The following is a 23,904-nucleotide window of genomic DNA, read 5'->3' as shown; positions in this document are numbered from 1 at the left end:
GCAGGATGCCGCCGCGCGGACGCGCCGTATTGAACGTTTGGGACGCCGGACGCCGCGCCGTCAGAGGTAGAAGGCCGGGCCGTCAGTCGATTGCGCGCCGAAGTGTTCGGCAAGCGGCGATGGTCCGGCGCGGGCGTAGCCGCCTGGGGTCTGGGCCAGCCGTCGCCGCCAGTTGCGGATCTGGTGGGCCTGGTCGCTGTAGCCGGACAGCGCGTCCCCATCGCCGCGTTGCACGGCCTGGATGCTCGACTGCAGCCGCTCCAGGTCCATCAACTGCTTGGGGCCGAGGCCGAGATGCCGCTCGAACCATCGGTGCAGTTGGCGGCGATCGACGGCGGTCAGCCGGGCGATGTCCTGCACCTGCCGGCCTTGCCGCAACAGCGCGTGGGCTGCCGCGAGGGTTGGCAGTTCCATTGGCGCCCGGATGGCATCGAGGCGCCGCAGCAGCCAGTCGTCCAGTTGGCGGGCGATCCGGCCCGGCGACCACGCCGCGCTGAGGTCTGCCTCGAGCGCGCAGGCCGCCCCGTCGCCCAGATAGCCCGCGAGGTCCATCAGGCGATCCTTGCAGTCCGCGCCAATGCCGGGAAACAGCCGCGCCAATCCCACGGCGCCGAGCATCGCCATGACGAAATACGTGTCCGACCACGAGCGCCAACGGCGGCTGGCCGACTGGAAACCCAGCAGCGAGACCTTGGGCACGGTGGGGCCGTCCTCCATCGCATTGGGACGGCCGAAGTTGACCGACAGCACCGCGCCCGGGTAAGGGCAGGTCACGATCGGCTGCCCTTCATACATGCCCTCCAGGTCCTGGACGAACCAGTAGCCGTTGACGTAGGGCGCCAACGCGGGGCAAGGGGCGATCACCTGGAACATGGCGGACTCCTCCGGGCTCATCCGGGGCAGTGGGGAAGCGTCGAACGCTGTCAGGCGCAAGACGCGACGCTCAACATACCAGAAGCCGGTTCTGGCACGCCGCCCGTGTTCGCTGATCGCATCGGCGCGGAAGGCGGGGAGCGCTATCGCACGGCGACGCTGGTGCCCTGCAGATACGGCAGGATCACGGCCTTCCAGCGCGCATAGCCTGCGCCGTTCAGATGCACGCCGTCATAGGTGTACGCGCGGTCCAGGTTGCCGTCGCGGTCCGCCAGCGCGCGGCCGACGTCGATCCACTCGACGCGATCGTCCCTGGCCGCCAGTCCGGCCAGCAGCGCGTTGAGCTGCGCGACACGGCCATTGTCGCGGCCGGTGTCGCGGATCTCGCGGTTGACCGGCAGCGTGCTCTGCAGATAGATCCGCGTGCCGGGCGACACGCGCTTGACCGTGTCGACGATCTGCCGATAGCGGTCGAACACCTCGCGTTCGTCGAAGGCGCCCAGGTCGTTGATGCCGGCCATCAGGAACAGCTTGGACGGCCGCGTACCGGCGACGGATTCGATGCGGTCGAGAATCCGCGCGGTCGAATCGCCGCCGATGCCGCGATTGACCACATCGCCGTGACCGAGAAACTCCGACCATTCCCCGGCTTCGGTGATCGAGTCTCCGACGAACACGATCTTGCCGGCGGGCAGCGCGGCATCGAGCGAGCGCAGATGCTGCAGCCGCCCGGCGCTGTAGCCCGAGCCATCGTCGCGGTGCTTGAGCTTGAAGGCGAGATAGCTGATGCCGCCAAGGCGGTGAATCGCCATCACGGTGGCGCTGACGAATGCGAGGTTCAGCAGCAGCGACGCCACCAACAGCAGTCTGATCGGACGCATGGCCGACTCTCCCGGGTAGGCGGAGGTTGGGCGGCCGATCTCCCTTCGATGCCGGGCGGCCGCGGCCAGGGAAAGCTCCGCGAGCCGATCTTCGGACGCTCGGGCTGCTGCGTCAGTGCGACAGCAAACGCTTCTCATTTCAAAGGCAAGTTAGGGTTGGCGAGCACGAACGCGCCGGAGCGCACAACCATATACATCTAATTCATATAGATGAGTTGGTTGACCTTTATGTTTTGAGCACCTATGATCCGATGCACGCACCAACCCACAGAGGAGACACAACGATGATTCACGTCGTATTGCACGACGCCAAGGACACGGTGGCCGTGGCCGTGGTGGAAGGGATCGAGGCGGGCACCGAGCTGAACGCCTGGATCATGGATGAGGACCGCACCATCACGGTGACCGCGCGCCAGCCGATCCCGATCGGCCACAAGGTCGCGCTGCGCGACATGGCGCCGAACGACACGGTCTACAAGTACGGCGTCGACATCGGCAAGGTGGTCGCGCCGATCAAGGCCGGCGAGCACGCCCACGTGCACAACATCAAGACCAAGCGCTGGTAAGGCATCGCCGCCCGGCGATCCGCGCGGGACAGTGCATCGATCCCCCGCGCAGCCATTCACGCCCGACCAGGCGATTCAGTCATCCGAGAACCGAATACCAAGCCATGTCCATCATCGACCAAAACACCACCTTCTGGGGCTACCGCCGCGACAACGGCCGCGTCGGCGTCCGCAACCACGTGATCATCCTGCCGCTGGACGACCTGTCCAACGCGGCCGCCGAGGCCGTCGCGCATGCGATCAAGGGCACGATGGCGATCCCCCATCCCTATGGCCGCCTGCAGTTCGGCCCGGACCTGGAGCTGCATTTCCGCACGCTGATCGGCGCCGGCAGCAATCCGAACGTCGCCGCCGTGGTGGTGATCGGCATCGAGGACGGCTGGACCAAGCGCGTGGTCGACGGCATCGCGAAGACCGGCAAGCCGGTGGTCGGCTTCGGCATCGAGGGCCATGGCGACCACGAGACCATCAAGCGTGCATCGAAGGCCGCCAAGGAATTCGTGCAGTACGCCACGGCGCTGCATCGCGTCGAATGCCCGATCGCCGACCTGTGGGTGTCGACCAAGTGCGGCGAGTCGGATACCACGTCCGGCTGCGGCGCCAACCCGACCGTCGGCAATGCCTTCGACAAGCTGCATCCCCTTGGCACCACGCTGGTGTTCGGCGAGACCTCCGAGCTGACCGGCGGCGAGCATATCGTCGCGGCACGCTGCGCCAACGACGAGGTCCGCCATCAGTTCATGGCGATGTTCGAGCGCTACCAGGGCATGATCGACCGCTGGAAGACCACCGATCTGTCGGAGTCGCAGCCGACCAAGGGCAATATCGCCGGCGGCCTGACGACGATCGAGGAGAAGGCGCTGGGCAACATCCAGAAGATCGGCAAGAAGTGCACCGTCGACGGCGTGCTCGACAAGGCCGAGGAGCCGACGCATCCGGGCCTGTGGTTCATGGATTCGTCGTCGGCCGCGGCCGAGATGGTGACGCTGTGCGCGGCCTCCGGCTTCGTCGTGCATTTCTTCCCGACCGGGCAGGGCAACGTGATCGGCAACCCGATCGTGCCGGTGATCAAGCTGTGTGCGAATCCACGCACTGTGCGGCTGATGAGCGAGCACATGGACGTCGATTGCTCCGGGCTGCTGCAGCGCGAGCTGAACCTCGACCAGACCGGCGACAAGCTGCTCGAGTGCATGCTGGCCACCGCCAACGGCCGCTGGACCGCGGCCGAGGCGCTGGGCCACCGCGAGTTCGTGCTGACCCGCATCCACGAGTCGGCCTGATGAAGCGGATCTGCATCAGCGAGTTCATGGACCCGGACGCGGTGGCGGCGCTGACGCCCGGGTTCGAACTGCGCTACGAGCCCGACTGGGTCGACCGCCGCGCCGAACTGCTGGCGGCGCTGCCTTCGGCCAACGCGCTGATCGTGCGCAACCGCACGCAGGTCGATGCGGCGCTGCTCGACAGCGCGCCGCGCCTGCGCGTGGTGGGGCGGCTCGGCGTCGGCCTGGACAATATCGACGTCGAATCGTGCAAGGCGCGCGGCATCCGCGTGATTCCGGCCACCGGCGCCAATGCGCGCTCGGTCGCCGAGTACGTCGTCACCACGGCGGCGATGCTGCTGCGCGGCGCCTATCAGAGCAGCGGCGAGGTGGTGCAGGGCAAGTGGCCGCGCGCGCGTTTGTCGGAGGGCCGCGAGACGCTGGGCAAGACGCTGGGCCTGATCGGCTTCGGCGACATCGGCCGGCAGACCGCCGCGCTGGCGCAGGCCTTCGGTATGCGCGTGGTCGCGCACGATCCGATGCTGCGCGACGACGATCCGGTCTGGCAACGCAGCGGCGTCGCGCCGCGCGGTCTCGATGCGCTGCTCGCCGAGGCCGATGCGGTCAGCCTGCACGTGCCGCTGGTGCCGGCGACCCGGCATCTGCTCGATGCGCGTCGCCTCGCCGCGATGCGCCCGGGCGCGGTGCTGATCAATACCGCGCGCGGCGGCGTGGTCGACGAGTCCGCGTTGGCGGCGGCGCTGCGCCAGGGGCATCTGGCCGGCGCCGCGCTCGACGTGTTCGAGCGCGAGCCGCTGCCCGCGGGCTCGCCGCTGGACGGTGTGCCCCATCTGGTGCTGACGCCGCATATCGGCGGCGTCACGCGCGAGGCCAATGCGCGCGTGTCGATGCGGATCGCGCAGCAGGTGCGGCAGGCGCTGGACGAGGTATCGACATGAGCGCCCCCGACATCAAGGCCGTCGATGCCGCACGCCTGACGCGGCTGGCCGAGGCCGCGCTGCGCCGCGCCGGTGCCAGCGCGCTGCAGGCCCAGGCCACCGCGGCGGCGCTGGTGCGCGCCGATGCGGCGGGGCTCGCCTCGCACGGCGTGTCGCGGGTGCCGATGTATGTCGCGCACCTGCGGCGCGATCGCGTCGATGGCGCGGCGGTGCCCGTGCTGCAGACGCGCAACGACGAAAGGCGTGCCGCGCTGTTGGTCGACGCCCGCTGCGGCTTCGCCTTCCCGGCCTGCGCGATGGCGATCGAACAGGCGATCGTGCGCGCGCGCGAGCTCGGTGTCAGCGTGGCCGCGGTCGCCAACAGCCATCACTTCGGCGCCGCCGCCTCGCATCTGGAGCCCGTCGCTGCCGCCGGCATGATCGGCATCGCGCTGGGCAACTCGCCGGCCGCGATGCCGGCCTGGGGCGGGCGCAAGCCGCTGTTCGGCACCAATCCGATCGCCGCGGTGTTTCCGCGCCGCGGCGCCGTGCCGGTGGTGATCGACCTGTCGCTGTCGGAGGTCGCGCGCGGCAAGATCATGGTCGCCGCCAAGGCGGGCCAGCCGATTCCGCTGGGCTGGGCGCTCGACGAAGCCGGCGAGCCGACCACCGACGCGGCGGCCGCGCTGCGCGGCTCGATGCTGCCCGCCGGCGGCGTCAAGGGCGCGATGCTGGCGCTGCTGGTCGAGCTGCTGGTGGTGTCGCTGGCCGGCGCGCAGTTCGGCGCGGAGGCCGATTCCTTCTTCGAAGACGCCGGCGGGCGGCCGCGCATCGGCCAGGTCTTCCTGGTGCTGGATCCGGCCGCGTTCAGCGGCGAGCAGGTCTATCACGATCGCGTCGAGGCGCTGCTGGCGGCGATGTTGGCCGACCCGGGCACGCGCCTGCCCGGCGCGCGCCGCGAGGCATCGCAACAACGCGCCAGCCGCGAGGGCATTGCCGTGCCCGCCGCGCTGCTGGCCGAACTGGAGGCGCTGGCCGGGGAGGGTAGTCCGGCCTAGCAAGCGTCAGCTCGGGCCGGCCTCCGCGCCGGCCCCCCAATACGCCGAGGTCCGCAAAGTACGGATGGCGGCAAACAAAGGAGACAAACCATGCATCGCCCGTTGATTCGCACCATGCTGCGGCATGTGGCCGCGTTGTCCGTTGCCTTGTCCGCCGTGACCGCCATTACCGCCGTTACCGTGGCCGCCCCCGCGGCGGCCCAGGGGCCCGCCGACTATCCGAGCAAGCCGATCCGCTACGTGGTGCCGTTTGCGCCCGGCGGCCTGACCGACATCATGGCGCGCATGGTCGGCCATCAGCTGTCGGAGGAGTGGGGTAAGCCGATCGTCATCGACAACAAGCCGGGCGGCAACGCCAATATTGGCGCCGACCAGGTGGCCAAGGCGCCGGCCGACGGTTACACCTGGCTCGCTGTCACGCTGACGCACGCGTCCAACGTCACGCTGTTTCCGAAGCTGCCCTTCAACATGCAGAAAGACCTGGTGCCGGTGGCGCGGATCGCCTCGTCGCCGATGACCGTGGTGGTGCCGGCCAACTCGCCGATCCAGTCGATGAAGGACCTGGTCGAGGCGGCGCGCAAGGGCAAGCTCAATGCCGGTTCCAGCGGCAACGGCACGCCGCCGCATCTGACGCTTGCCCTGTTCGAGAGCCTGACCGGCACCAAATTGACGCACGTGCCGTACAAGGGTGGTGCACCGTCGATGACGGACCTGATCGGCGGGCAGATCGACGTGGTGTTCTCCAACTTCCCCGAGTCGCTGGCCTACGTCAAGGGCGGCAAGCTGCGCGCGCTGGCGGTGACCACGCGCGAACGCCATCCGCTGCTGCCCGATGTGCCGACGGTTGGCGAAGTCGGCTTCCCGGACCTGCTGGTCGAGAACTGGACCGGCCTGATGATGCCGGCCGGCACGCCGAAGCCGGTGATCGACAAGGTCGGCACCGCGGTGGCGAAGATGGTCGAGGTCAAGTCGGTGCGTGACCGCATCGTGGCGGCGGGCTTCTCGCCCGCTCCCCAGGCGAGCGCGCCCTTTACCGACTACTTCCAGGGCGAGGTCGCGCGCTGGGCGAGGCTGATCGACCAGAAGGGCATCCGCGCCGAGTAGATCGCAGCGCGCGGGGCGGGGCGCGAAGCCCAGGGTTCGAGACGATCTTCGACACGGCGGGCGCGGGCGGCGGCAGTCATCCATGTTATATAGACGTTCCGTTCCGACGCCGGGCAGCCGGCGGCGGTCCGGAACCGGCATCGTGCCAATCCATCCGTCAGGGAGATCGTTGAAGGTGGGCGCAGAATTCGAAGCAGGCGCGGCAATCGGCGGCGTGCTGTACAAGGACGTCAAGCGGGCGATCCTGGCGGCGCTGGCCGCCGGCGAGTGGAAGCCGGGCGAGGCGATTCCGGCCGAACGCAAGCTGGTGGAGCGCTTCGGCGTGTCGATCGGCACGCTGCGCAAGGCGATCGACGAACTGGTGGCGGAGAACATCATGATCCGCCATCAGGGGCGCGGCACCTTCGTCGCGACCCACCGCCAGGAGGATCACTTCTTCCGCTTCTTCCGCGTGGTGCGCGAGGACGGGCATCGCGCGTTTCCCAGCGTGCGGCTGGCGAAATTCCGGCGCGGCAAGGCCAGCAAGGAAGAGGCACTGGCGCTCGGCATCGCGCCGGGCGAGCGGGTCTTCCATTTCATCAACGTGCTGTCGCTGGACGGCAGGCCGGTGATGACCGATGCGATCACGGTGCCCGAGGCGCTGTTCGACGGGCTGACCGAGACGATGCTGCGCGAGCGGCCCAACACGCTGTACAACTTCTATCAGGACGCCTTCGGCATCAACGTGATCCGCACCGAGGAGCGCCTGCGCGCGGTGCTGGCCGACGAGGACGACCATCGGCTGCTGCCGGTGCCGGTGGGCGGTCCGCTGCTGCAGATCACGCGGATCGCCTCGTCCTATCACGACCGGCGCGTCGAGCGCCGCGTCTCGCGGCTCGACACCACCGCGCACGAGTTCGCGATCTCGCAGCCGTAACTCCGTCGCCGCTCGCGTCGTCATTCCCGCGCATGCGGGAACCCAGCGACTTTGAATGCCACTGGGTCCCCGCGTTCGCGGGGACGACGACATCCCTTCGTATCAGCTTGCCCGCCGTTTCCCCGCCTTCTTCGTCGCGCATTCGATGCAGCGGCCGCGCAGCGTCAGCTCGTGCTGCTCGACGACGAAGCCCGGCGGCGTGATCTCTTCCAGGTGCCCGGGGCACCCTTCCAGCGGAAACACGCGGTCGCAGCTCAGGCACTGGAAGTAGTGCTTGTGCACGACCGCGTCAGGTTCGTCCGCGACCTCGTAGCGGTCCGCCTGTCCCGGCAGCGGCACCGCCACCAGGCCACCTTCCTGCAGCATGGCGCGGATATTGCGGTAGACCGTCGCGAGTCCAAGCGTCGGCACCGTGCGCTGCGCGGCGGCCAGGATCTCGGCAGGGCTCAGCGGCCGGGCGGCCTCGCGCAGCGCGCCCAGCACGGCCTCGCGTTGACGGGTCATGCGTTCCATAGCTAGAATGATAATGAAAATTCGTTCTCAATAAGGCGCGCCGTCGCTCGGCAGCGTCGCCGCAGCCCGTATTGTCGCCGCTATTGTCGTTGCCTGCGGCTTCCATTGCCGGCCCGCACACGCGGTACGGCATGACGGTGGCGGTGATCGCCTGTCTTCGCTCACTCTTCGTCCACATGTCCACGCCGATTTCATCGCCCGCGCGGGTACCCGCGCGCCGCGCTGCGCGACCCTTGCGCGCGGTTCATCCGCTGTCGCCGCTTGCCGCCGCGCTGTTCGCCGCTGCCGCGCTCGCCGAACCCACCGAGGCCGCGGAGCGGGAGGAGGCCGTGCTGCCCGAGGTCGCGGTGGTGACGTCCGGCGCCGCATCGTACAACCCGGATGAAGCCAGCGGCGCGACGCGCACCGACACGCCGCTGCGCGAAGTCCCGCAGGCGGTGCGCGTGGTGCCGCGCGCGATGATCGACGATATCGGCGCGACCCGGCTCGAGCAGACCTTCGACTATGTCAGCGGCATCGCGCGCCAGGACAGCTTCGGCGGCCTGTGGGACAACTTCGCGGTGCGCGGCTTCGCCGGCAACGAAAACACCGGCACCGGCTACCTGGTCAACGGCTTCGTCGCCAACCGCGGCTTCACCGCGCCGCGCGACGCCGCCACCATCGAGCGCGTCGAGGTGCTCAAGGGTCCCACCTCGTCGCTGTACGGCAGCGGCGAGCCGGGCGGCACGCTGAACCTGGCCACGAAGCAGCCGCAGTTCAAGCCGGCGCAGAACTACGAGCTGGAAGTCGGCAATCGCGACCGTTATCGTGTCGCCGCGGATGTCACCGGGCCGCTGGGCGAGAACGTCGCCGGCCGCCTGATCGCGGTGGGCGACCATCAGGGCAGCCAGCGTTCGTTCGTCGACAGCCAGCGCTATCTGCTGGCGCCCTCGCTGACGTGGACGCTCGGCGCCGATACGGTGATCCAGTACGCCGGCGAATGGCAGCGCTTCTCGACGCCGCTGGACCGCGGCATCGTCGCGGTCGACGGCCGACTCGACGCGATGGGCCGCAAGACGTTCCTCGGCGAGCCGGCCGACGGCGATATCCGCCTGGACAGCCAGTCGCACCAGCTCGGCGTCGAGCATCAGTTCTCCCCCGCGTGGAAGGGCCGGCTGTCGCTGGCCTATCGCGGCGGCTCGCTGGAAGGATATTCGACCGAGCCCTTCGCGCTGGCCGCCGACGACCGCACGCTGCGGCGCCAGCGGCGATACCGCGACTACCAGTCAGACGACACCGCGCTGCAGGCTGACCTGACCGGCCGCTTCGACACCGGCGCGCTGTCGCACACGCTGCTGGTGGGCCTGGACGCCTATCGCTTCAGCAGCAGCCAGGTGCAGCTGCGCGGCAATCCCACCGCCGCGACGCCATATCCGATCGACATCTACGAGCCGGTCTACGGATCGACGCCGCCGCCGCTGCTGCCGAACACCGATACGCACGAGCGACAGACCAATCTCGGCCTGTACGCGCAGGACCAGATCGCCTTTGGCGAGCGCTGGCGCCTGCTGGGCGGGCTGCGCGTCGACTCGTATCGGCAGACGCTGGACAACCGCCTGCGCGGCACGCGCGTCGAGCAGGACCAGACCGCGGTGTCGCCGCGCGTGGGACTGGCCTATCTGGCCAGCAACAACGTGACGCTGTTCGCCAATGCCAGCCGCTCTTTCCGCCCCAACCCGGGCAGCAACGCCGCCGGCGAGCCCTTCACGCCCGAGCGCGGCCGCGCGGTCGAGGCGGGCCTGAAGTTCGAGACCGACGATCGCCGCCTCGGCGCGACGCTGAGCGCGTTCACGATCCACAAGCGCAATGTGCTGACCGCCGATCCGGCCGATCCCTCGTTCTCGACCACCGCAGGCGAGGCGCGCAGCCGCGGCCTCGAACTCGATGTGGCGGGCCGCCTCGGCCAGCATTGGCGCGTGTCGGGCAGCGTCGCGCTGACCGATGCCGAGATCACCGCCGATACCCGGCTGCCGGCCGGCACGCCGCTGCGCAATATTCCGCGCACCAGCGCCAGCGCGCTGGCGGTCTACGAGGATGCGGCGCCGGTCGGGCAACGCTATGGGCTCGGCGCCGGCGTGCGCTACGTCGGCAAGCGCTCGGGGGACGCAGCCGACAGCTTCACGCTGCCGTCGTACACGCTGGTCGATCTGCTCGCCTACTGGCAGCTCAGCAAGCAGGCCCGGCTGACGCTGAACGTGCACAACCTGTTCGACCGGGACTACTACGCCAGTTCCTACAGCGCGCTGTGGATCGCGCCGGGAGCGGGGCGCACGGTGCGCCTCGGGCTGCGGCTCAGCTATTGACGCGATGAAACCGTCCGCTGCCATGCCCCCGCCTGCATCGATGCCAGCCGATTCACCGGATTCACCGCGGTCGCCACGCCGCCGGCGCCTGCTGGGAGCCGGCGCCGCCGCGCTGCTGTCGCCGGCGCTGGCGCAAGGCAAGGGGACGGACACGGACGCGGACAAGAGAGCCGCAGCCGACCGCACCGTGCGCGTGATCGGCCCGTGGGAGCTGTCGAGCCTGGATCCGCTGCGCGGGGGCTATCTGTTCGCGCGCATGCAGGTCGCCGAGACGCTGGTCGACTATGACGCGCAGGCGCGACCGGTTGCCGGGCTGGCGTCGCGCTGGCAGGTGTCCGGCGACGGGCTGGTTTGGCGCTTTGCGTTGCGCCAGGGCGCGCGCTTTCATGACGGCTCGCCGGTGCGCGCGGCCGACGTCGTGCAGGCGCTGCGGCGTGCGCTGCATCCGGCCGGCGTGCTCGGCCAGGCGCCGATCGCCGCGATTGATGTCGCGACCGATGCCGCGACCGATGCCGCGATCGACACCGCGCCTGGCGCGGTCGTCCGGATCCGTTTGCACCAACCGTTTCCCGCGCTGCCGGCGCTGCTGTCGCACAGCAGCACGCAGATCCTCGCGCCCGCGTCCTTTGGCGCCGATGGCGCGGTCCGCGCGATCGTCGGCTCGGGCCCGTACCGCATCGTCACGCTGGAGCCGCCGCAGCGCTTCTCGGTGGCGGCTTTCGATGGCTGGCAGGGGCCAGTCCCGGCGGTGCGCCGGGCCAGCTATCTGGCGGTCGGACGCGCCGAGATGCGCGCGCTGATGGCCGAGGCGGGCCAGGCCGAACTGGCCTACGGGCTCGATCCCGGCAGCGTCGCGCGGCTGCGGCGCGGCGACGCGGTCCGCGTGCTGCAGCAGCCGATCCCGCGCACCACCGCGCTGAAGCTCAATGCCCGCCATCCGCTGCTCGCCGATCCGCGCGCGCGGCAGGCGCTGTCGCTGGCACTGGACCGGCGCGGCATCGCGCAGGCGGTGCTGCGAGAGCCGTCGCTGGCCGCGACGCAGCTGTTCCCGCCCGCGCTGGCCGGCTGGCACCGCGCCGAGCTGCCGGGACTCGCGCACGACCCCGTACGCGCCCGAGCGCTGCTCGCCGAACTGGGCTGGCGGCCCGGCACCGACGGCGTGCTGGCACGCGGCGGCGAGCGTTTCGCGCTGACGCTGCAGACCTTTCCCGATCGCCCCGAACTGCCGGTGATCGCCGCCGCGATCCAGGAGCAGCTGCGCCTGATCGGCATGCAGGTCCGCGTGGCGATTGGCAATTCCAGCGAGATCCCGCTGGGCCATCGCGACGGCACGCTGCAGATGGCGCTGATTGCGCGCAACTATGGCGCGGTGCCCGATGCCTTGGGCACGATCGCGCAGGACTTCGGCACGGCCGATGGCAACGGCGGCGATTGGGGCGCGATGGGCTGGTCGTCGGCGACGCTGACGCGCGCGCTGGCGGCGATGTCGTCGACCACGGACGCGGCCCGTACGCAGGCGCTGCGCGGGCAGATCGCCGGCGCGCTGCACGAGGGCCTGCCACTGGTGCCCGTGCTCTGGTATCACCAGACGCTCGCGGCCAGCCCGCATCTGGCCGGCGTGTCGATCGACCCGTTCGAACGCAGCTACCGGCTCACCGAATTGCAATGGACCCGATGACGCCACCGAATCCTCAGGCCACAGCGCTGGCCGCCACACCGGCCGCGGCAAGCGTCGCCGAATCCGCATCGGCATCGCACGATGCCTTGCGCCGGCGGCGCGCCACACCGGCCGCCCGGCTGATCGCTCGCGTGCTGCTGCAGCGCGGGGTGCAGGCCGCGGTCGTCGCCGCGCTGGTCGGCAGCCTCAGCTTCCTGATGATGCGGCTGCTGCCGGGCGACATGGCGTTCCGCATCGCCGCCGGCCGCTATGGCTACGACATGGTGACCGCGCAGGCCGCCGACGCGGTGCGGGCCGAACTGGCGCTTGACCAGCCGTGGTTCGACGGCCTGCTGGCGTGGTGGTCGCGGTTGCTGCATCTGGATCTGGGCACCTCGACGGTGACCGGGGCACCGGTGGCGGCCGAGATCGCGCATCAGCTCGGCCATACGCTGTGGCTGGCGCTGGCCGCGCTGGCCGTCTCGACGTTGATCGCGCTGCCGCTGGGCTTTGCCGCGGGCAGGCACGCCGGTGGCCAGACCGATCGCCTCACGCTGGCGCTGTCGGTGCTGCTGCGCGCGCTGCCGCCGTTCGTGCTCGGCATGCTGCTGGTGCTCGCGTTCGCGGTCGAACTCGACTGGCTGCCGGCCGGCGGCCACGGCGAGCACGGCAGCTGGATCGCGCCGGCGCTGACGCTGGGGCTGGGCCTGGCCGCCACCGCGATGCGCGTCGCGCGCGATGCGATGGCCGGCGTGGTCGCGGCGCCGTACTGGCTGTTCGCGCGGACCAAGGGGCTGACGGACCGGGTCGCGATGGCGCGGCACGGCGTGCGCAATGCCGCGGTGCCGGTGGTCGCCTATCTCGGCGTGCAGCTGGTCTATCTGCTCGAGGGCGTGGTGGTGGTCGAGATGCTGTTCGCGTGGCCCGGCATCGGCCATGCGCTGGTGCATGCGATCTTCGGCCGCGATGTGCCGATGATCCAGGGCACCGCGTTGACGATGGGACTGCTGTTCGTGGTGTTGAACGCCGCGGTCGACCTCGCCTGCATGGCGATCGATCCGAGGCTGCGAGCGAGGGTGGCACGATGAGCGGAATGGCAAGCCTGAGCTTGAATGGCGTATCGGCGGCTGCCACGCCGCGGCGGCGAATCGCCTTGCTGCTGATCGTGCTGCTGGCCCTGTTCGCCGTGGTCGGCCCGTGGGCCACGCCACGCGAACCGTTCGAACAGGATCTGTACCGCGTACTGCAGGCGCCGACGATGGCCGAGCCGCTCGGCACCGATCATCTGGGCCGCAGCGTGCTGGCCCGCACCGCGCACGCCACGCGGCTGTCGCTGGGGCTCGCGCTGCTGTGCGTGCTGTCGGCCGCGCTGCCGGGCACGTTGCTTGGGCTGCTTGCCGCGTGGCGCGGCGGCTGGGTCGATCGCGTGGCGGGCGCACTGGCCGACGCGGTGCTGTCGCTGCCGGGACTGCTGCTGGTGCTGCTGCTGTCCGCGCTGGCGCCGGGCGCGATGTGGCCGTTGTATCTGGGGCTGTCGCTGGTGCTGTGGGTCGAGTATTTCCGCGTCGCGCGCGCCAGCGCGCAGATCGTGCTGCAGAGCCACCATGTCGAGGCCGCGCGCCTGCTCGGCTTCGGACCGCTGCATATCGTGCGCCGGCACCTGCTGCCCGAGCTGGCACCGGTGCTCGGCACGTTGAGCAGCTTCGGGCTTGGCGCGGCGGTGCTGGCGCTGGCCGCGATGGGCTTCGTCGGCATGGGCGTGCAGCCGCCGATGGCCGAGCTCGGCCTGATGATGACCGAGTTGCTGCCCTATGCGGCCGAGGCGCCGTGGGCCATCGCCAGCCCGATCGCGGTGCTGGCATTGGCGATTCTGGCGTTGGCACTGCTCAACGACCGCACGCGTGCCGGGGTGTCGTCATGAACGCGCGGAACGACATCCTCATCGAGGACTTGCACGGCGACCGCGCCGGACGCCTGCTCGGCGTGACGGACCTGTCGGTCGCGAGTGCCGGCGGCGTGCTGCTGCAGCCGGTGTCGTTCGAACTGCAGGCCGGCCGCGCGCTGACGCTGCTGGGCGAGACCGGTTCCGGCAAGAGCCTGCTGGCCCATGCCGTGATGGGCTCGCTGCCCTCCGGCCTGCGCGCGAGCGGGCGCCTCGCCGGCGATGGCTGGCATTGCGAGGCCGGCGATAGGCGGGCGCGGCGGCCGCTATGGGGCCGCGAGCTGGCGCTGCTGCCGCAGGAGCCGTGGTTTGCGCTGGACCCGCTGATGCGCGTCGATGCGCAACTGGCGGAGACCTATCGCTGGGTCGCCGGGCAGTCGCGACAGCGCGCCGCGCACCACGCCGCGCAGGCGCTGCGCGCGGTCGGGCTCGGGCATGCGGCGCGCGCCTGGCCGACCGCCTTGTCGGGCGGCATGGCGCAACGCGCGGCGTTCGCGATCACCCGCGCCGGCGATGCGCCGATCCTGATCGTCGATGAACCGACCAAGGGCCTGGACCGGATCTGGCGCGACGATCTGGTGGCGCGCCTGCGCGCGGCGCTGGAACAGGGCTGCGCGGTGCTGACCATCACCCACGACATCGGCGTGGCGCGCGCCCTCGGCGGCGACACGATGGTGATGCTCGATGGCCGCGTCGTCGAGCGCGGCCAGACCCACGCGGTGCTGGGCGCGCCGTCGCACGACTACACGCGCGCGCTGATCGCAGCAGAGCCCGCGGCGTGGCCGCGGCGGCCGATGCCCGATATCGGCGGCGAGGTGTTGCGCGCCAGCGGCCTGAGCAAGCGTTTTGGCGACCATCTGCTGTTCGACGGCCTCGACCTGGCGCTGCACGCGGGCGAGCGCGTGGCCGTCACCGGACCCAGCGGCAGCGGCAAATCGACCTTGGGCAATGTGCTGCTCGGTCTCGCCCGGGCCGATCGCGGCAGCGTGCGCCGCGCCGACGGCATTGCGCGGGTTCGTTTCCAGAAGCTCTATCAGGACCCGGCCGGCGCCTTCGCGCCGCATGTCTCGCTGGGCCGCGCGCTGCAAGACCTGATCGCGCTGCACCGGCTCGAACGCGCGCCGCTGCGGCCGTGGATGGAGCGGCTCGGCTTGTCGGCCGATCTGCTCGAACGGCTGCCGGGCGCGGTATCCGGCGGCGAACTTCAGCGCTTCGCCTTGCTGCGCGCGCTGCTGCTGCGGCCGGCCTTCCTGTTCGCCGACGAGCCGACCTCGCGGCTGGACCCGGTGACACAGCGCAATACCATCGACCTGATCGTCGAGGCGGCGGAACAATCGGACTGCGCGCTGATGCTGGTCACGCACGATCCGGATCTTGCCGCCAACGTGGCGGCCCGCACGCTGGCGTTCTGATGAACATGGCGCCGGCTGATGTCGTTCCCGCGAAAGCGGGAATCCAGCGTCTTTGAAAGACACTGGGTCCCCGCCTTCGCGGGGACGACCGGCATGCTCAGCAGGGATGGCCGAGCGTCAATCGAAGATCTCGTGCCAGATGCTCTTCTTGCGATAGTGCTTCTGCTCGCGATAGCGGTCGTCGTCGCGATAGCCGCGCTCGTAGCCGCGGTCATAGCCGCGCGGATCGGCCGGGCGTTGCGGCGCAGCGGCCGGGGCCGCCTGGGCGAGCGGCGCCTGTTCGGCGGACGCGCGTTCCAGGATCTTGTCGAGCTCGCCGCGATCGAGCCACACGCCGCGGCATTTGGGGCAGTAGTCGATCTCGACGCCCTGGCGTTCGGCCATCACCAGCGTGGTCTCGGTACACACGGGACATTGCATCGCAGCTCTCCTTGATTGCGTGTTCAACGGCTGTCAGACCGTCGGCGGCCGGCTTGGTTCGGCACCGCGGATGCCGGCTTGCGCTTGATGCGCCACATCTGGTGGAACGGAATCTTCAAGTTGCACTTGTCGATCGGATCAAAAGTTCTTGTTTCCATCAGGCCTGGCCGATCGGCGATAGTTGCGCCACTTGACGATCACATACAGGAGCGTGCCATGTCAGCCGAATCGAAGTTCCAGATCCCCTACCTCGACGGACAGCCCGCCTCGGCGGCGGACCTTGCCCCGATCGCCTTCGCCGGCTATGCCCACTTCACCGCGATGCAGGTCAGGGATGGCCGCATTCGTGGCCTGGACCTGCATCTGTCGCGGCTGCGCTCGGCATCGTCGGCGCTGTTCGGCACCGCGCTGCCGGATGAACAGGTGCGGCAGCAATTGCGGACCGCCTTGCAGGCGGGGCCCGGCGACCTCTCGTTGACGGCGACGGTGTACTCGCCCGAAGGCGAATTCACGGCGCGCGGCACTGGAACGCCCCGGTTGCTGATCCGGACCGGTCCGCCTTCGTCGGGCCCCGACGGTCCTCTGTCCCTGCAGACCGTCGAGCACGAGCGCGTCCTTCCCGCAATCAAGCACGTCGGCGAAATCGCCAAGACCTGGTACCTGCGCCAGGCCGTGGAACAAGGCTTCGACGATGCGGCCTTCGTTGACCGTCATGGGCGGCTCAGCGAGGCCAGCATCTGGAACCTGGCGTTCTGGGACGGGGAGGCGGTGGTATGGCCGGTAGCGGAGATGTTGACCGGCACCACGATGGGCATCGTGCGGCGTCAGCTGGACCGGCTTGGCATTGCGCAGCGCTCGCGCGAGATCAGGCTTGCCGATGTGCCTTCGCTCGCCGGCGCCGTGGTGATGAACTCGTGGACGCCCGGCGTGCCGGTGCGGCGCGTCGGTTCGGTGCCCATCCCCGATGCGCCGCAGTTTGTCGCGCTGCTGCGGCGCGCCTATCAAGCGGAGCCCGCGGTGGCGCCGTGACGCGCTTCACCGCCTGCGCTCATTGCCTGCGCTCATTGCCTGCGCTCACCGCCTGCGCTCATAGCTTCGGCTCATTGCTTGGGCTCATTGCTTCGGAATCCCCGCCAGCGTGGCCGCCGCCGACCACCGCTTGATCTCGTCGAGCTGGAACTTGCGCAGCACGTCGGCGCCGCCGGCGAAGATCTGGCCATTGGTGCGGCCGATGAATTCGGCGGCCTCCTTGCTGTTGAAGATCTCGACCGCGGCCTGGCTCAGCTTGTCGACGATCGGCTTGGGCGTATTGGCGGGCGCGAACAGCGAGACCCAGTTGATCATGTAGTAGTCCTTGAAGCCCAGTTCCTGCAGCGTCGGCACATTGGGCTGCACGTCCAGCCGCTTGTCGCCGGTGACCGCCAGGATCCGCGTCTTGCCGGTCTGCGCCAGCGCCGCCGCGGCGGTGTAGTCCGACAGCGCGAAGTCCACCTGGCCACCGGCCAGGTCCGCGACGGCCGGCGCCGCGCCCTTGTACGGGATCGCGACCGCCTTGACGCCGGCCTGCTTCAGGAACAGCTCGGTGGCGATCTGGTACGAGGCCGAGCCGGAGCCGTAGCTCAGCTTGCCGGGCCGTGCCTTGCCGTCGCGGATCAGGTCCTGCACGGTGCGATACGGTGAGCTCGCGGGCACCGACAGCACCATCGCGCCGTAATAGAGCCGCGCCACCGGCGCGAAGTCCTTGACCGGGTCGTAGGGCAGCGACTTGAACTGCACCGCGTTGGTGGCCATCGGCGAGTTGCTGGCGACGAACAATGTGTAGCCGTCGGGCTCCGCACGCGCCACCGCCTGCGCCGCGATGAAGCTGTTGGCGCCGGGCCGGTTCTCGACCACGAAGGGTTGGCCGAAGCGTGCCTCCAGCTTCTGCGCGAGGAAGCGCGCGGTGCTGTCCGAGCCGGTGCCCGGCGGGAACGACACCACGATCTTGACCGGCTTGCCCGGATAGCCGGCGGCATCGGCAGCCGCATTGCCGGCGACCGCTGGCGACGGCGACATCATCGCCAGCGCGATCGCCGATCCGGCGGCAAGCGAAGCCAGCCGCGCAACGTTGCCCATGTCCATCCACTGATAACGCATCGTTCTGTCTCCTTGCGGACGGTGTGAATCCCATCCTGTCGAACCAGGCCACAGGCTAAGCGCCCACCGGCGGCCGGGCAATTGTCGCGAGGGCATATCGCTTATGCGCATGCCGCATGACGCGCTCCCCTCTCCCGCGAGCGGTAGAGGGGGGAGAGGGCAAACGGCGGTCGTCATGTCGCCGGCGTCTGATAACCACCTCCTCTCCCCAACCCTCTCCCCCTGAGGGGGCGAGGACAGCTACCGCAGAGCCGGACGCCATGCGGCTCGAGCTGGACGCCATGCGGTTCTGCTGTCCCAACCCCAGACAACCGGATTTTTGTTATGCCGCCGACGCGATGGGCGGCCGCCCTCGCCGTCGCTAAGCTGGCCGGCACATCGACTGTGGACGTACGCAGTGGACCAACGACAGGAGGGGGAGTGGACACAGCCAGCCAAATCGTGATTCGACCGGCGCAGCCCGATGGCGATCTCGCGCCATTGCGAGCGCAAGTACGCGCCTTTCTCGCCGAGACCGTCGGCGACCGCCTGCCGCAGAAGCGGGCGCAAAGCTGGTCCGGCTTCGACCCCGAATTCAGTCTCGCGCTCGGCGCCAAGGGCTGGATCGGCATGACATGGCCGAAGGCCTTCGGCGGACAGGAGCGCTCGATGCTGGAGCGCTATGTCGTGCTGGAGGAACTGCTGGCCGCAGGGGCGCCCGTGGGCGGCCATTGGGTCGCCGAGCGGCAGAGCGGTCCGCTGCTGATGCGCTATGCGGACCCGGAAGTCGCCCGCGAGATCGTGCCCCGCATCACGCGCGGCGAGCTGCGCTTCTGCATCGGCATGAGCGAGCCCGATTCGGGCTCGGACCTGGCGTCGATCCGCACCCGCGGCGATCGCGTCGACGGCGGCTGGGTCGTCAACGGCACCAAGCTGTGGACCTCGAACGCGCATCGCTCGCACTACATGATCGCGCTGGTGCGCACCGACCGCAGCGCCGACGACAAGCACAAGGGCCTGTCGCAGCTGCTGATCGACATGCGCTCCGAAGGACTGCAGGTGCGGCCGATCCGCAATCTGGCCGGCGAAGAACACTTCAACGAGGTGGTGTTCGACAACGTGTTCGTGCCCGACCGGATGGTGATCGGCGAGCCGGGGCAGGGCTGGGCCCAGGTCACCGCCGAGCTGACCTTCGAGCGCAGCGGCCCCGAGCGCTATCTGAGCAGCTACGCGCTGCTGGCCGAGATGGTCGACCACGCCGATGCCGACGACGCGCGGCACGCGGTCGAACTCGGCTATCTGGTGGCCGAACTCGGCAATCTGCGGCAGATGTCGCGCGGCATCGCGGCGATGCTTCATCGCGGCGAGAACCCGCAACTGGCGGCGGCCAACGTCAAGGACCTGGGCGCGCTGTTCGAGCAGCGCATCCCCGAGATCGCGCACCAGCTGTTCGGCCATGAACTGCGCCCGGACGGCTCGCCCTTCGTCGCCACGCACTGCCACCTGACGCAAACCGTGCCCTCGTTCTCCCTGCGGGGCGGCACGCGCGAAATCCTGCGGGGAATCATTGCCAGAGGGCTGGGGGTCCGATGAACCAAAGGGAACAAAGCGAACAATGCGAACGCGAACTGGCGCTTGAACTCGAGCTCGAGCAGATGCTGGCCGACAGCGCGCAACGGCTGTTCGGCAACGAAGTCACCATCGCGCAGCTGGAAGCGGCCGAGCGCGGCGAATGGCAGTCGGCGCTGTGGCAAACGGTGGAGGACAGCGGCCTGACGCGGCTGTTCGCCGGCGAAGACGACGGCGGCGCCGCGGCCGGCTGGCAGCAGGGCCTGCCCGCGCTGCTGGCGGCGAGCCGCACGCTGGCGCCGATTCCGTTCATCGACACCGCGGTGTGCGGATGGGTGCTGGCGCAGCTGGGCATCGCGATGCCCGATGGGCCGATGGCATTGGCCGCGCACGTTGGCGATGCCGAAGCGGAGCGGCCGGTCGCACGCTCGAGCGCCGAAGGCTGGCGCCTCGACGGCACGGTGGACGTGCCGTGGGGCCGGCACCTGCGCCACGTCGTGGTGCGGGCGGCCGAACGCCAGCCGTTCGGGCGCGGGGTGTGGCTGCTGGCGCCGACCGCCGCGTGCCGCGTCGAAACGAGCGCCAACCTGGCCGGCGAGCCGCGTGACCGGCTGCGCTTCGACGACACGCTGTCGGCCGCCGCGGTGGTGGTGGAGAACCCGGCCGACGAGGCGATGCTGGGCCCCGTCGCCGGATCGTCGCAACCGTCGCAACCGTCGCAACCGTCGCCGCTCGGCGCGCTGATGCGCGCCATACAGATCGCCGGCGTGCTCGAGCGCGTGCTGAACCAGACCGTGCAATACGCGACCGAGCGCATCCAGTTCGGCCGGCCGATCGCGAAGTTCCAGGCGATCCAGCAGCAGCTGGCGATGCTGGCCAACGAGGTGGTGGCCGCGCGCATGGCGGTGGCCAGCGCCTGCGCGGCGATGCGCGCGCCCGGCTGGGACAGCCAGGCGATGGTGGCGAAAGTGATCTGCGGCAACGCCGCCGGACGCGCGGCCGCGATCGCGCACCAGGTCCATGGCGCGATCGGCTTCACGCACGAGCACTCGTTGCACTGGTCGACCCGCCGGCTATGGAGCTGGCGCGCCGAGTACGGCAGCGAGGCGCACTGGGCGCGCGAGATCGGCGCGCAGGCGATCCGCGCCGGCGGCGCCGCGCTGTGGCCGCGCGTCACCGCGCCGCAGGCGGCCTGAGCCGCGGCGCCACGCGCAACCGCCAAGCGCAACGGATCGCCCCACCGCAAACAACACAGGGACAAACCAGCCCACTTCAGGAGACATCGATGCGAGTACCGGGTTTGCTTCGGGCGCTGCTGCTGGCCAGCGTCGCCTTTGCCAGTGCCGCCGCCAGCGGCATCGCCGCCGCGGAATCGGCGAGCGAATTTCCTTCGCGGCCGTTGCGCATCATCGTGCCGTTCACCTCGGGCAGCGGCTCGGATTCGTCGGCCCGCTTCTACGGCGAAGCGCTGGGCCGCGTGCTGGGACAGCCGGTGGTGGTCGAGAACCGCCCCGGCGCCAACGGCGTGATCGGCATCCAGGCGCTGAAGAGCGCGCCGGCCGACGGCTACACGATCCTGCTGGCAAGCAATTCGCCGCTGTCGGTCAATCCGATCGTGCTGAAGAACCTGCCCTACGACCCGCTTGCCGATCTGCGCCCGGTGGCGGGCCTGAGCCGGAACATGAACGTGTTCCTGGTGCCGGTCGATTCCCCGTGGAAGACGCTGGCCGATGTGGTGGCCGCGGGCAAGGCCAAGCCGCTGAGCGTCGGCACCTATTCGGCGGGATATCGGCTGGCGGCAGCATGGTTCGGCAATCTGGCCGGCATCAAGCTGGTCAATATTCCGTACAAGGGCCAGGCGCAGATCATGACCGACATCATCGGCAGGCAGCTCGATCTCGCGGTGGTCGACACCAGCGGCGCGCTGACGCTGATCCGGCAGGGCAAGGTGCGGGCTCTGGCGGTGTCGGGCGAGAAGCGCCATCACGAGTTGCCCGAGGTACCGTCGGTGCGCGAGCTCGGCTATCCCGACTACGTGCAGTACAGCTGGGTCTCGTTCTACGTGCGGGCGCAGACGCCGGACGACATTGCCGACAAGCTGGCGGGCGCGATGCAGTCGATCCTGAAGACGCCCGAGTCGATCGCGTTCCTGGCCACCAAGGGCAGCGACCTGATGCCCTATGCCCCGCAGGCGATGCGCGCCTTCCATCAGGCCGAGATCGCGCGTTTCCGGCGGGTCGCGCAGGCCGCGGGCATCCAGCCGGAATGACGCAATGACCGAATAACGACTACACCGGCAGGCCGCGGGCGACCTCGGTCAGCATCGTGCGCAGCAGGGAGACGAAAGGATGGGTATGGACGTTGTTGTGCCAGCACAGGTGCACCGGGATGGCCAGTGCCGGGTCGTCGATCGCAATGAAGCGCACGCCCGGATGCCGGCACAGCACCGGCGCCAGATAGCCCGGCACCATCGCGTACATGTCGGTGCCGGTGATCGCGTCGGCGACGGCCAGGTAGCTGGTCATCGTGCAGGCGATATGGCGCTGCTGCCCGTGACTGGCGAAGTAGCGGTCGACCATGCGGGTGACCACACCGAACTGCGAGATGTCGAGGCACGGCAGCGGCGCGAGCTCGGCGGCGCCCGGCGTGCTGCCGAGATGGGCGTTGCCGGCATCGCACAGGCAGCCGAACGGCGCGTTGAACAGCAGCTCCGAACGCAGCGCCTCCGATTCGACCGGGTAGAACGCCACCATCACGTCGATCGCGCCGCTGGTCATCGCGCTCAGTCCGCTGGGCATCGGCACCGGATGCATGCGCACCCGCGCGCGCGGCGCCACCTGGCGCAGCCTGGCGAGGAAGGCCGGCGCGATCAGCGCCTGCAGCGAGTCGTTGATGCCGATCGCGTAGGAGCCGGTCTCCTGCGCGGGGTCGTAACGATCGGTCTGCGTGTAGATGCTTTCGATCGTGCGCAGCGCGGTGTCCAGCGCCTGCTGCAGTTCCTGCGCGCGGCGCGTCGGCAGCATGCGGGCCGCGCTCTTGATCAGCAGCGGGTCGCCGAATTCCTCGCGCAGGCGCTCGAGCATGCGGCTGGTCGATGGCTGGCTGCTGTCGAGCCGCCGCGCCGCCTCGCTGACGCTGCGGCTTTCCAGCAGCGCGGCCAGCACGACCAGCAGGTTCAGGTCCTTGTGCCGCAGTTCGGCCAGCGGCAGGCGCCGGTGGTCGCTGGCGGGCGTCGGCTCGCCCTGTCGATGGTCTCCGCTAGGCATCGTTCGATTCGCGTTGCGCTCCTGGTGAGCGGGTCCGGCAAGCCGCAGCCTGCGCCCGCTTTCGATTGGCTGGCCCGGATCGATCCGTCCGGACGGGTGCCGACATTATCCCGGACCTGCGCCGCGCGGCCCATCGGCAATTTCCCAAGCCGCTTTCACCGTCACCGTCACTGTCACCGACTCCCCTTGCCACCGACTTCCCTGGCCACCGACTTCCTTGCCACCGGCTTCCTTCTCACCGACTTCCTTGCCACCGACTTCCTTGTCATAGCCCACTGCCATGGACAACACTTCTTCCGTCTCGCTGCGCCGGCTGCCGCAGGACCACGTCGCGCACGTGGTGCTGCAGCGCCCGCCCCATAACCATGTCGATGTCGACTGCATGGCGGCACTGGCCGACGCCTTCGAGCAGATCGACGGCGACGACGACTGCCGCGCCATCGTGCTGGCCGCCGATGGCAAGTCGTTCTGCGCCGGCGCCGACTTCGGCACGCCGGACCCCTCGGTCCGGCGCGACCCGAGCCCGTTCTACCGGCAGGCGATGCGGCTGTTCCGCACGCGCAAGCCGATCGTCGCCGCGGTGCATGGCGCGGCGATCGGCGCCGGCGTGGGGCTCGCGCTGGTCGCCGATTTCCGCGTGACCTGCCGCGAGGCGCGCTTCAGCGTCAATTTCAACCGGCTGGGCTTTCATCCGGGCTTCGGCCTGAGCCTGACGTTGCCGCGCTTGATCGGCGAGCAGCGCGCCGCGCTGCTGTTCTACACCGGCCGCCGCATCGACGGTGCGACCGCGGTCGAGATGGGCTTGGCCGACGAGCTTGTCGAGCAGGCCGACGTGCTGGCGCGCGCCCACGCGCTCGCCTGCGAGATCGCGGTCTCCGCGCCGCTGGCCGTCGAAAGCACGCGCGCCACGCTGCGTGCCGGCCTGGCCGATCGCATCGCGCAGATCAACCGGCACGAACTGGAAGTCCAGTTGACCCAGTTCCCGACCGAGGACTTCCGCGAAGGCGTGGCCGCGATGGCGGAACGACGCCTGCCCAATTTTCAGCGCCGCTGATGCGGCATCACAGGAGTGC

The 23,904-nt window shown here is 69.8% G+C and carries 23 protein-coding genes; 16 read left to right on the top strand and 7 right to left on the bottom strand.

The window, feature by feature from the left end; genetic code table 11:
- Positions 1-60: 60 nt before the first annotated feature.
- Complete coding sequence (locus M1D55_RS23540; RefSeq protein ID WP_456281963.1) at positions 61-873, bottom strand: helix-turn-helix domain-containing protein; 813 nt, start codon at positions 871-873, stop codon at positions 61-63.
- A 143-nt stretch (positions 874-1,016) separates the two neighbouring features.
- Positions 1,017-1,754, bottom strand: a complete 738-nt coding sequence (locus tag M1D55_RS23535; protein WP_006575910.1) for a GDSL-type esterase/lipase family protein — start codon at positions 1,752-1,754, stop codon at positions 1,017-1,019.
- A 284-nt stretch (positions 1,755-2,038) separates the two neighbouring features.
- On the opposite strand from M1D55_RS23535, the gene M1D55_RS23530 reads away from it, so the two are divergent.
- The 6 genes from M1D55_RS23530 (at position 2,039) to M1D55_RS23505 (ending at position 7,595) form a co-directional block, all read left to right on the top strand.
- Entirely contained in the window at positions 2,039-2,320 is a 282-nt protein-coding gene (locus tag M1D55_RS23530) for a UxaA family hydrolase (protein WP_006575911.1), read from the top strand.
- Positions 2,321-2,424: 104 nt separating this feature from the next.
- Entirely contained in the window at positions 2,425-3,600 is a 1,176-nt protein-coding gene (locus M1D55_RS23525; RefSeq protein WP_006575912.1) for a UxaA family hydrolase, read from the top strand.
- The gene (locus tag M1D55_RS23520; RefSeq protein ID WP_456281962.1) at positions 3,600-4,538 is read left to right on the top strand and encodes a hydroxyacid dehydrogenase; all 939 of its coding nucleotides are present in this window, start codon (positions 3,600-3,602) and stop codon (positions 4,536-4,538) included. The genes M1D55_RS23525 and M1D55_RS23520 overlap by 1 nt, the downstream gene beginning before the upstream one ends.
- Positions 4,535-5,575, top strand: a complete 1,041-nt coding sequence (locus M1D55_RS23515; RefSeq protein WP_456281961.1) for an Ldh family oxidoreductase — start codon at positions 4,535-4,537, stop codon at positions 5,573-5,575. The genes M1D55_RS23520 and M1D55_RS23515 overlap by 4 nt, the downstream gene beginning before the upstream one ends.
- Before the next feature lie 90 nt (positions 5,576-5,665).
- Complete coding sequence (locus M1D55_RS23510; RefSeq protein ID WP_456281960.1) at positions 5,666-6,679, top strand: Bug family tripartite tricarboxylate transporter substrate binding protein; 1,014 nt, start codon at positions 5,666-5,668, stop codon at positions 6,677-6,679.
- 175 nt (positions 6,680-6,854) lie between these two features.
- The gene (locus tag M1D55_RS23505) at positions 6,855-7,595 is read left to right on the top strand and encodes a GntR family transcriptional regulator (RefSeq protein WP_064575153.1); all 741 of its coding nucleotides are present in this window, start codon (positions 6,855-6,857) and stop codon (positions 7,593-7,595) included.
- A gap of 102 nt (positions 7,596-7,697) precedes the next feature.
- Here the strand turns inward: M1D55_RS23505 and M1D55_RS23500 are convergent, their stop codons facing one another.
- Entirely contained in the window at positions 7,698-8,108 is a 411-nt protein-coding gene (locus tag M1D55_RS23500) for a Fur family transcriptional regulator (RefSeq protein WP_006579736.1), read from the bottom strand.
- A gap of 176 nt (positions 8,109-8,284) precedes the next feature.
- Between M1D55_RS23500 and M1D55_RS23495 the strand changes: the two genes are divergently transcribed.
- From M1D55_RS23495 to M1D55_RS23475, 5 genes are all read left to right on the top strand, one after another.
- Complete coding sequence (locus tag M1D55_RS23495; RefSeq protein ID WP_456281959.1) at positions 8,285-10,450, top strand: TonB-dependent siderophore receptor; 2,166 nt, start codon at positions 8,285-8,287, stop codon at positions 10,448-10,450.
- A gap of 40 nt (positions 10,451-10,490) precedes the next feature.
- Positions 10,491-12,128 carry an ABC transporter substrate-binding protein gene (locus M1D55_RS23490; RefSeq protein ID WP_456281958.1) on the top strand — a complete coding sequence of 546 codons (1,638 nt, stop codon included), beginning with the start codon at positions 10,491-10,493 and terminating at the stop codon, positions 12,126-12,128.
- A gap of 197 nt (positions 12,129-12,325) precedes the next feature.
- Positions 12,326-13,195: an ABC transporter permease gene (locus M1D55_RS23485; RefSeq protein WP_456282762.1), complete on the top strand. Its 870-nt coding sequence runs from the start codon at positions 12,326-12,328 to the stop codon at positions 13,193-13,195.
- 5 nt (positions 13,196-13,200) lie between these two features.
- On the top strand, positions 13,201-14,028 hold the full coding sequence (locus M1D55_RS23480) for an ABC transporter permease (RefSeq protein ID WP_456281957.1): 828 nt from the start codon (positions 13,201-13,203) through the stop codon (positions 14,026-14,028).
- The gene (locus M1D55_RS23475) at positions 14,025-15,461 is read left to right on the top strand and encodes an ABC transporter ATP-binding protein (protein ID WP_456281956.1); all 1,437 of its coding nucleotides are present in this window, start codon (positions 14,025-14,027) and stop codon (positions 15,459-15,461) included. The genes M1D55_RS23480 and M1D55_RS23475 overlap by 4 nt, the downstream gene beginning before the upstream one ends.
- Positions 15,462-15,578: 117 nt before the next feature.
- On the opposite strand, the gene M1D55_RS23470 is transcribed toward M1D55_RS23475, so the two are convergent.
- Complete coding sequence (locus M1D55_RS23470) at positions 15,579-15,881, bottom strand: TFIIB-type zinc ribbon-containing protein (protein WP_064575050.1); 303 nt, start codon at positions 15,879-15,881, stop codon at positions 15,579-15,581.
- A gap of 216 nt (positions 15,882-16,097) precedes the next feature.
- On the opposite strand from M1D55_RS23470, the gene M1D55_RS23465 reads away from it, so the two are divergent.
- Positions 16,098-16,910: an aminotransferase class IV family protein gene (locus M1D55_RS23465; RefSeq protein ID WP_456281955.1), complete on the top strand. Its 813-nt coding sequence runs from the start codon at positions 16,098-16,100 to the stop codon at positions 16,908-16,910.
- Between the two features lie 84 nt (positions 16,911-16,994).
- Here the strand turns inward: M1D55_RS23465 and M1D55_RS23460 are convergent, their stop codons facing one another.
- Positions 16,995-17,939 carry a Bug family tripartite tricarboxylate transporter substrate binding protein gene (locus tag M1D55_RS23460; protein WP_156526488.1) on the bottom strand — a complete coding sequence of 315 codons (945 nt, stop codon included), beginning with the start codon at positions 17,937-17,939 and terminating at the stop codon, positions 16,995-16,997.
- 498 nt (positions 17,940-18,437) lie between these two features.
- Here M1D55_RS23460 and M1D55_RS23455 point away from each other — a divergent pair, with 498 nt between their 5' ends.
- From M1D55_RS23455 to M1D55_RS23445, 3 genes are all read left to right on the top strand, one after another.
- Positions 18,438-19,589 (top strand): acyl-CoA dehydrogenase family protein, encoded by a 1,152-nt coding sequence (locus M1D55_RS23455; protein WP_456281954.1) that lies wholly within the window; start codon positions 18,438-18,440, stop codon positions 19,587-19,589.
- Positions 19,586-20,761, top strand: coding sequence for an acyl-CoA dehydrogenase family protein (locus M1D55_RS23450; protein ID WP_456281953.1), 1,176 nt, complete (start codon positions 19,586-19,588; stop codon positions 20,759-20,761). The genes M1D55_RS23455 and M1D55_RS23450 overlap by 4 nt, the downstream gene beginning before the upstream one ends.
- Positions 20,762-20,850: 89 nt before the next feature.
- Entirely contained in the window at positions 20,851-21,834 is a 984-nt protein-coding gene (locus M1D55_RS23445; RefSeq protein ID WP_043438942.1) for a tripartite tricarboxylate transporter substrate binding protein, read from the top strand.
- 19 nt (positions 21,835-21,853) lie between these two features.
- On the opposite strand, the gene M1D55_RS23440 is transcribed toward M1D55_RS23445, so the two are convergent.
- Both M1D55_RS23440 and M1D55_RS23435 read right to left on the bottom strand, forming a co-directional pair.
- Positions 21,854-22,831: a LysR family transcriptional regulator gene (locus M1D55_RS23440; RefSeq protein ID WP_006578809.1), complete on the bottom strand. Its 978-nt coding sequence runs from the start codon at positions 22,829-22,831 to the stop codon at positions 21,854-21,856.
- 105 nt (positions 22,832-22,936) lie between these two features.
- Positions 22,937-23,113 carry a hypothetical protein gene (locus M1D55_RS23435; protein WP_456281952.1) on the bottom strand — a complete coding sequence of 59 codons (177 nt, stop codon included), beginning with the start codon at positions 23,111-23,113 and terminating at the stop codon, positions 22,937-22,939.
- Between M1D55_RS23435 and M1D55_RS23430 the strand changes: the two genes are divergently transcribed.
- Complete coding sequence (locus M1D55_RS23430) at positions 23,112-23,885, top strand: enoyl-CoA hydratase/isomerase family protein (protein ID WP_006578808.1); 774 nt, start codon at positions 23,112-23,114, stop codon at positions 23,883-23,885. The two genes, M1D55_RS23435 and M1D55_RS23430, sit on opposite strands and share 2 nt — an antisense overlap.
- Positions 23,886-23,904 lie beyond the last annotated feature (19 nt).

This window comes from Cupriavidus sp. JZ107 (assembly GCF_053903255.1).
This window is presented reverse-complemented; position numbering and strand designations above follow the sequence as displayed.

Coding starts and splice junctions, on each gene's coding strand:
- M1D55_RS23445 (WP_043438942.1), top strand. CDS start 20,851: ATGCGAGTACCGGGTTTGCTTCGGGCGCTGCTGCTGGCCAGCGTCGCC.
- M1D55_RS23525 (WP_006575912.1), top strand. CDS start 2,425: ATGTCCATCATCGACCAAAACACCACCTTCTGGGGCTACCGCCGCGAC.
- M1D55_RS23485 (WP_456282762.1), top strand. CDS start 12,326: ATGATGCGGCTGCTGCCGGGCGACATGGCGTTCCGCATCGCCGCCGGC.
- M1D55_RS23500 (WP_006579736.1), bottom strand. CDS start 8,108: ATGGAACGCATGACCCGTCAACGCGAGGCCGTGCTGGGCGCGCTGCGC.
- M1D55_RS23490 (WP_456281958.1), top strand. CDS start 10,491: ATGCCAGCCGATTCACCGGATTCACCGCGGTCGCCACGCCGCCGGCGC.
- M1D55_RS23465 (WP_456281955.1), top strand. CDS start 16,098: ATGTCAGCCGAATCGAAGTTCCAGATCCCCTACCTCGACGGACAGCCC.
- M1D55_RS23450 (WP_456281953.1), top strand. CDS start 19,586: ATGAACCAAAGGGAACAAAGCGAACAATGCGAACGCGAACTGGCGCTT.
- M1D55_RS23515 (WP_456281961.1), top strand. CDS start 4,535: ATGAGCGCCCCCGACATCAAGGCCGTCGATGCCGCACGCCTGACGCGG.
- M1D55_RS23495 (WP_456281959.1), top strand. CDS start 8,285: ATGTCCACGCCGATTTCATCGCCCGCGCGGGTACCCGCGCGCCGCGCT.
- M1D55_RS23530 (WP_006575911.1), top strand. CDS start 2,039: ATGATTCACGTCGTATTGCACGACGCCAAGGACACGGTGGCCGTGGCC.
- M1D55_RS23535 (WP_006575910.1), bottom strand. CDS start 1,754: ATGCGTCCGATCAGACTGCTGTTGGTGGCGTCGCTGCTGCTGAACCTC.
- M1D55_RS23440 (WP_006578809.1), bottom strand. CDS start 22,831: ATGCCTAGCGGAGACCATCGACAGGGCGAGCCGACGCCCGCCAGCGAC.
- M1D55_RS23435 (WP_456281952.1), bottom strand. CDS start 23,113: ATGGCAGTGGGCTATGACAAGGAAGTCGGTGGCAAGGAAGTCGGTGAG.
- M1D55_RS23475 (WP_456281956.1), top strand. CDS start 14,025: ATGAACGCGCGGAACGACATCCTCATCGAGGACTTGCACGGCGACCGC.
- M1D55_RS23470 (WP_064575050.1), bottom strand. CDS start 15,881: ATGCAATGTCCCGTGTGTACCGAGACCACGCTGGTGATGGCCGAACGC.
- M1D55_RS23510 (WP_456281960.1), top strand. CDS start 5,666: ATGCATCGCCCGTTGATTCGCACCATGCTGCGGCATGTGGCCGCGTTG.
- M1D55_RS23430 (WP_006578808.1), top strand. CDS start 23,112: ATGGACAACACTTCTTCCGTCTCGCTGCGCCGGCTGCCGCAGGACCAC.
- M1D55_RS23520 (WP_456281962.1), top strand. CDS start 3,600: ATGAAGCGGATCTGCATCAGCGAGTTCATGGACCCGGACGCGGTGGCG.
- M1D55_RS23460 (WP_156526488.1), bottom strand. CDS start 17,939: ATGATGTCGCCGTCGCCAGCGGTCGCCGGCAATGCGGCTGCCGATGCC.
- M1D55_RS23480 (WP_456281957.1), top strand. CDS start 13,201: ATGGCAAGCCTGAGCTTGAATGGCGTATCGGCGGCTGCCACGCCGCGG.
- M1D55_RS23540 (WP_456281963.1), bottom strand. CDS start 873: ATGTTCCAGGTGATCGCCCCTTGCCCCGCGTTGGCGCCCTACGTCAAC.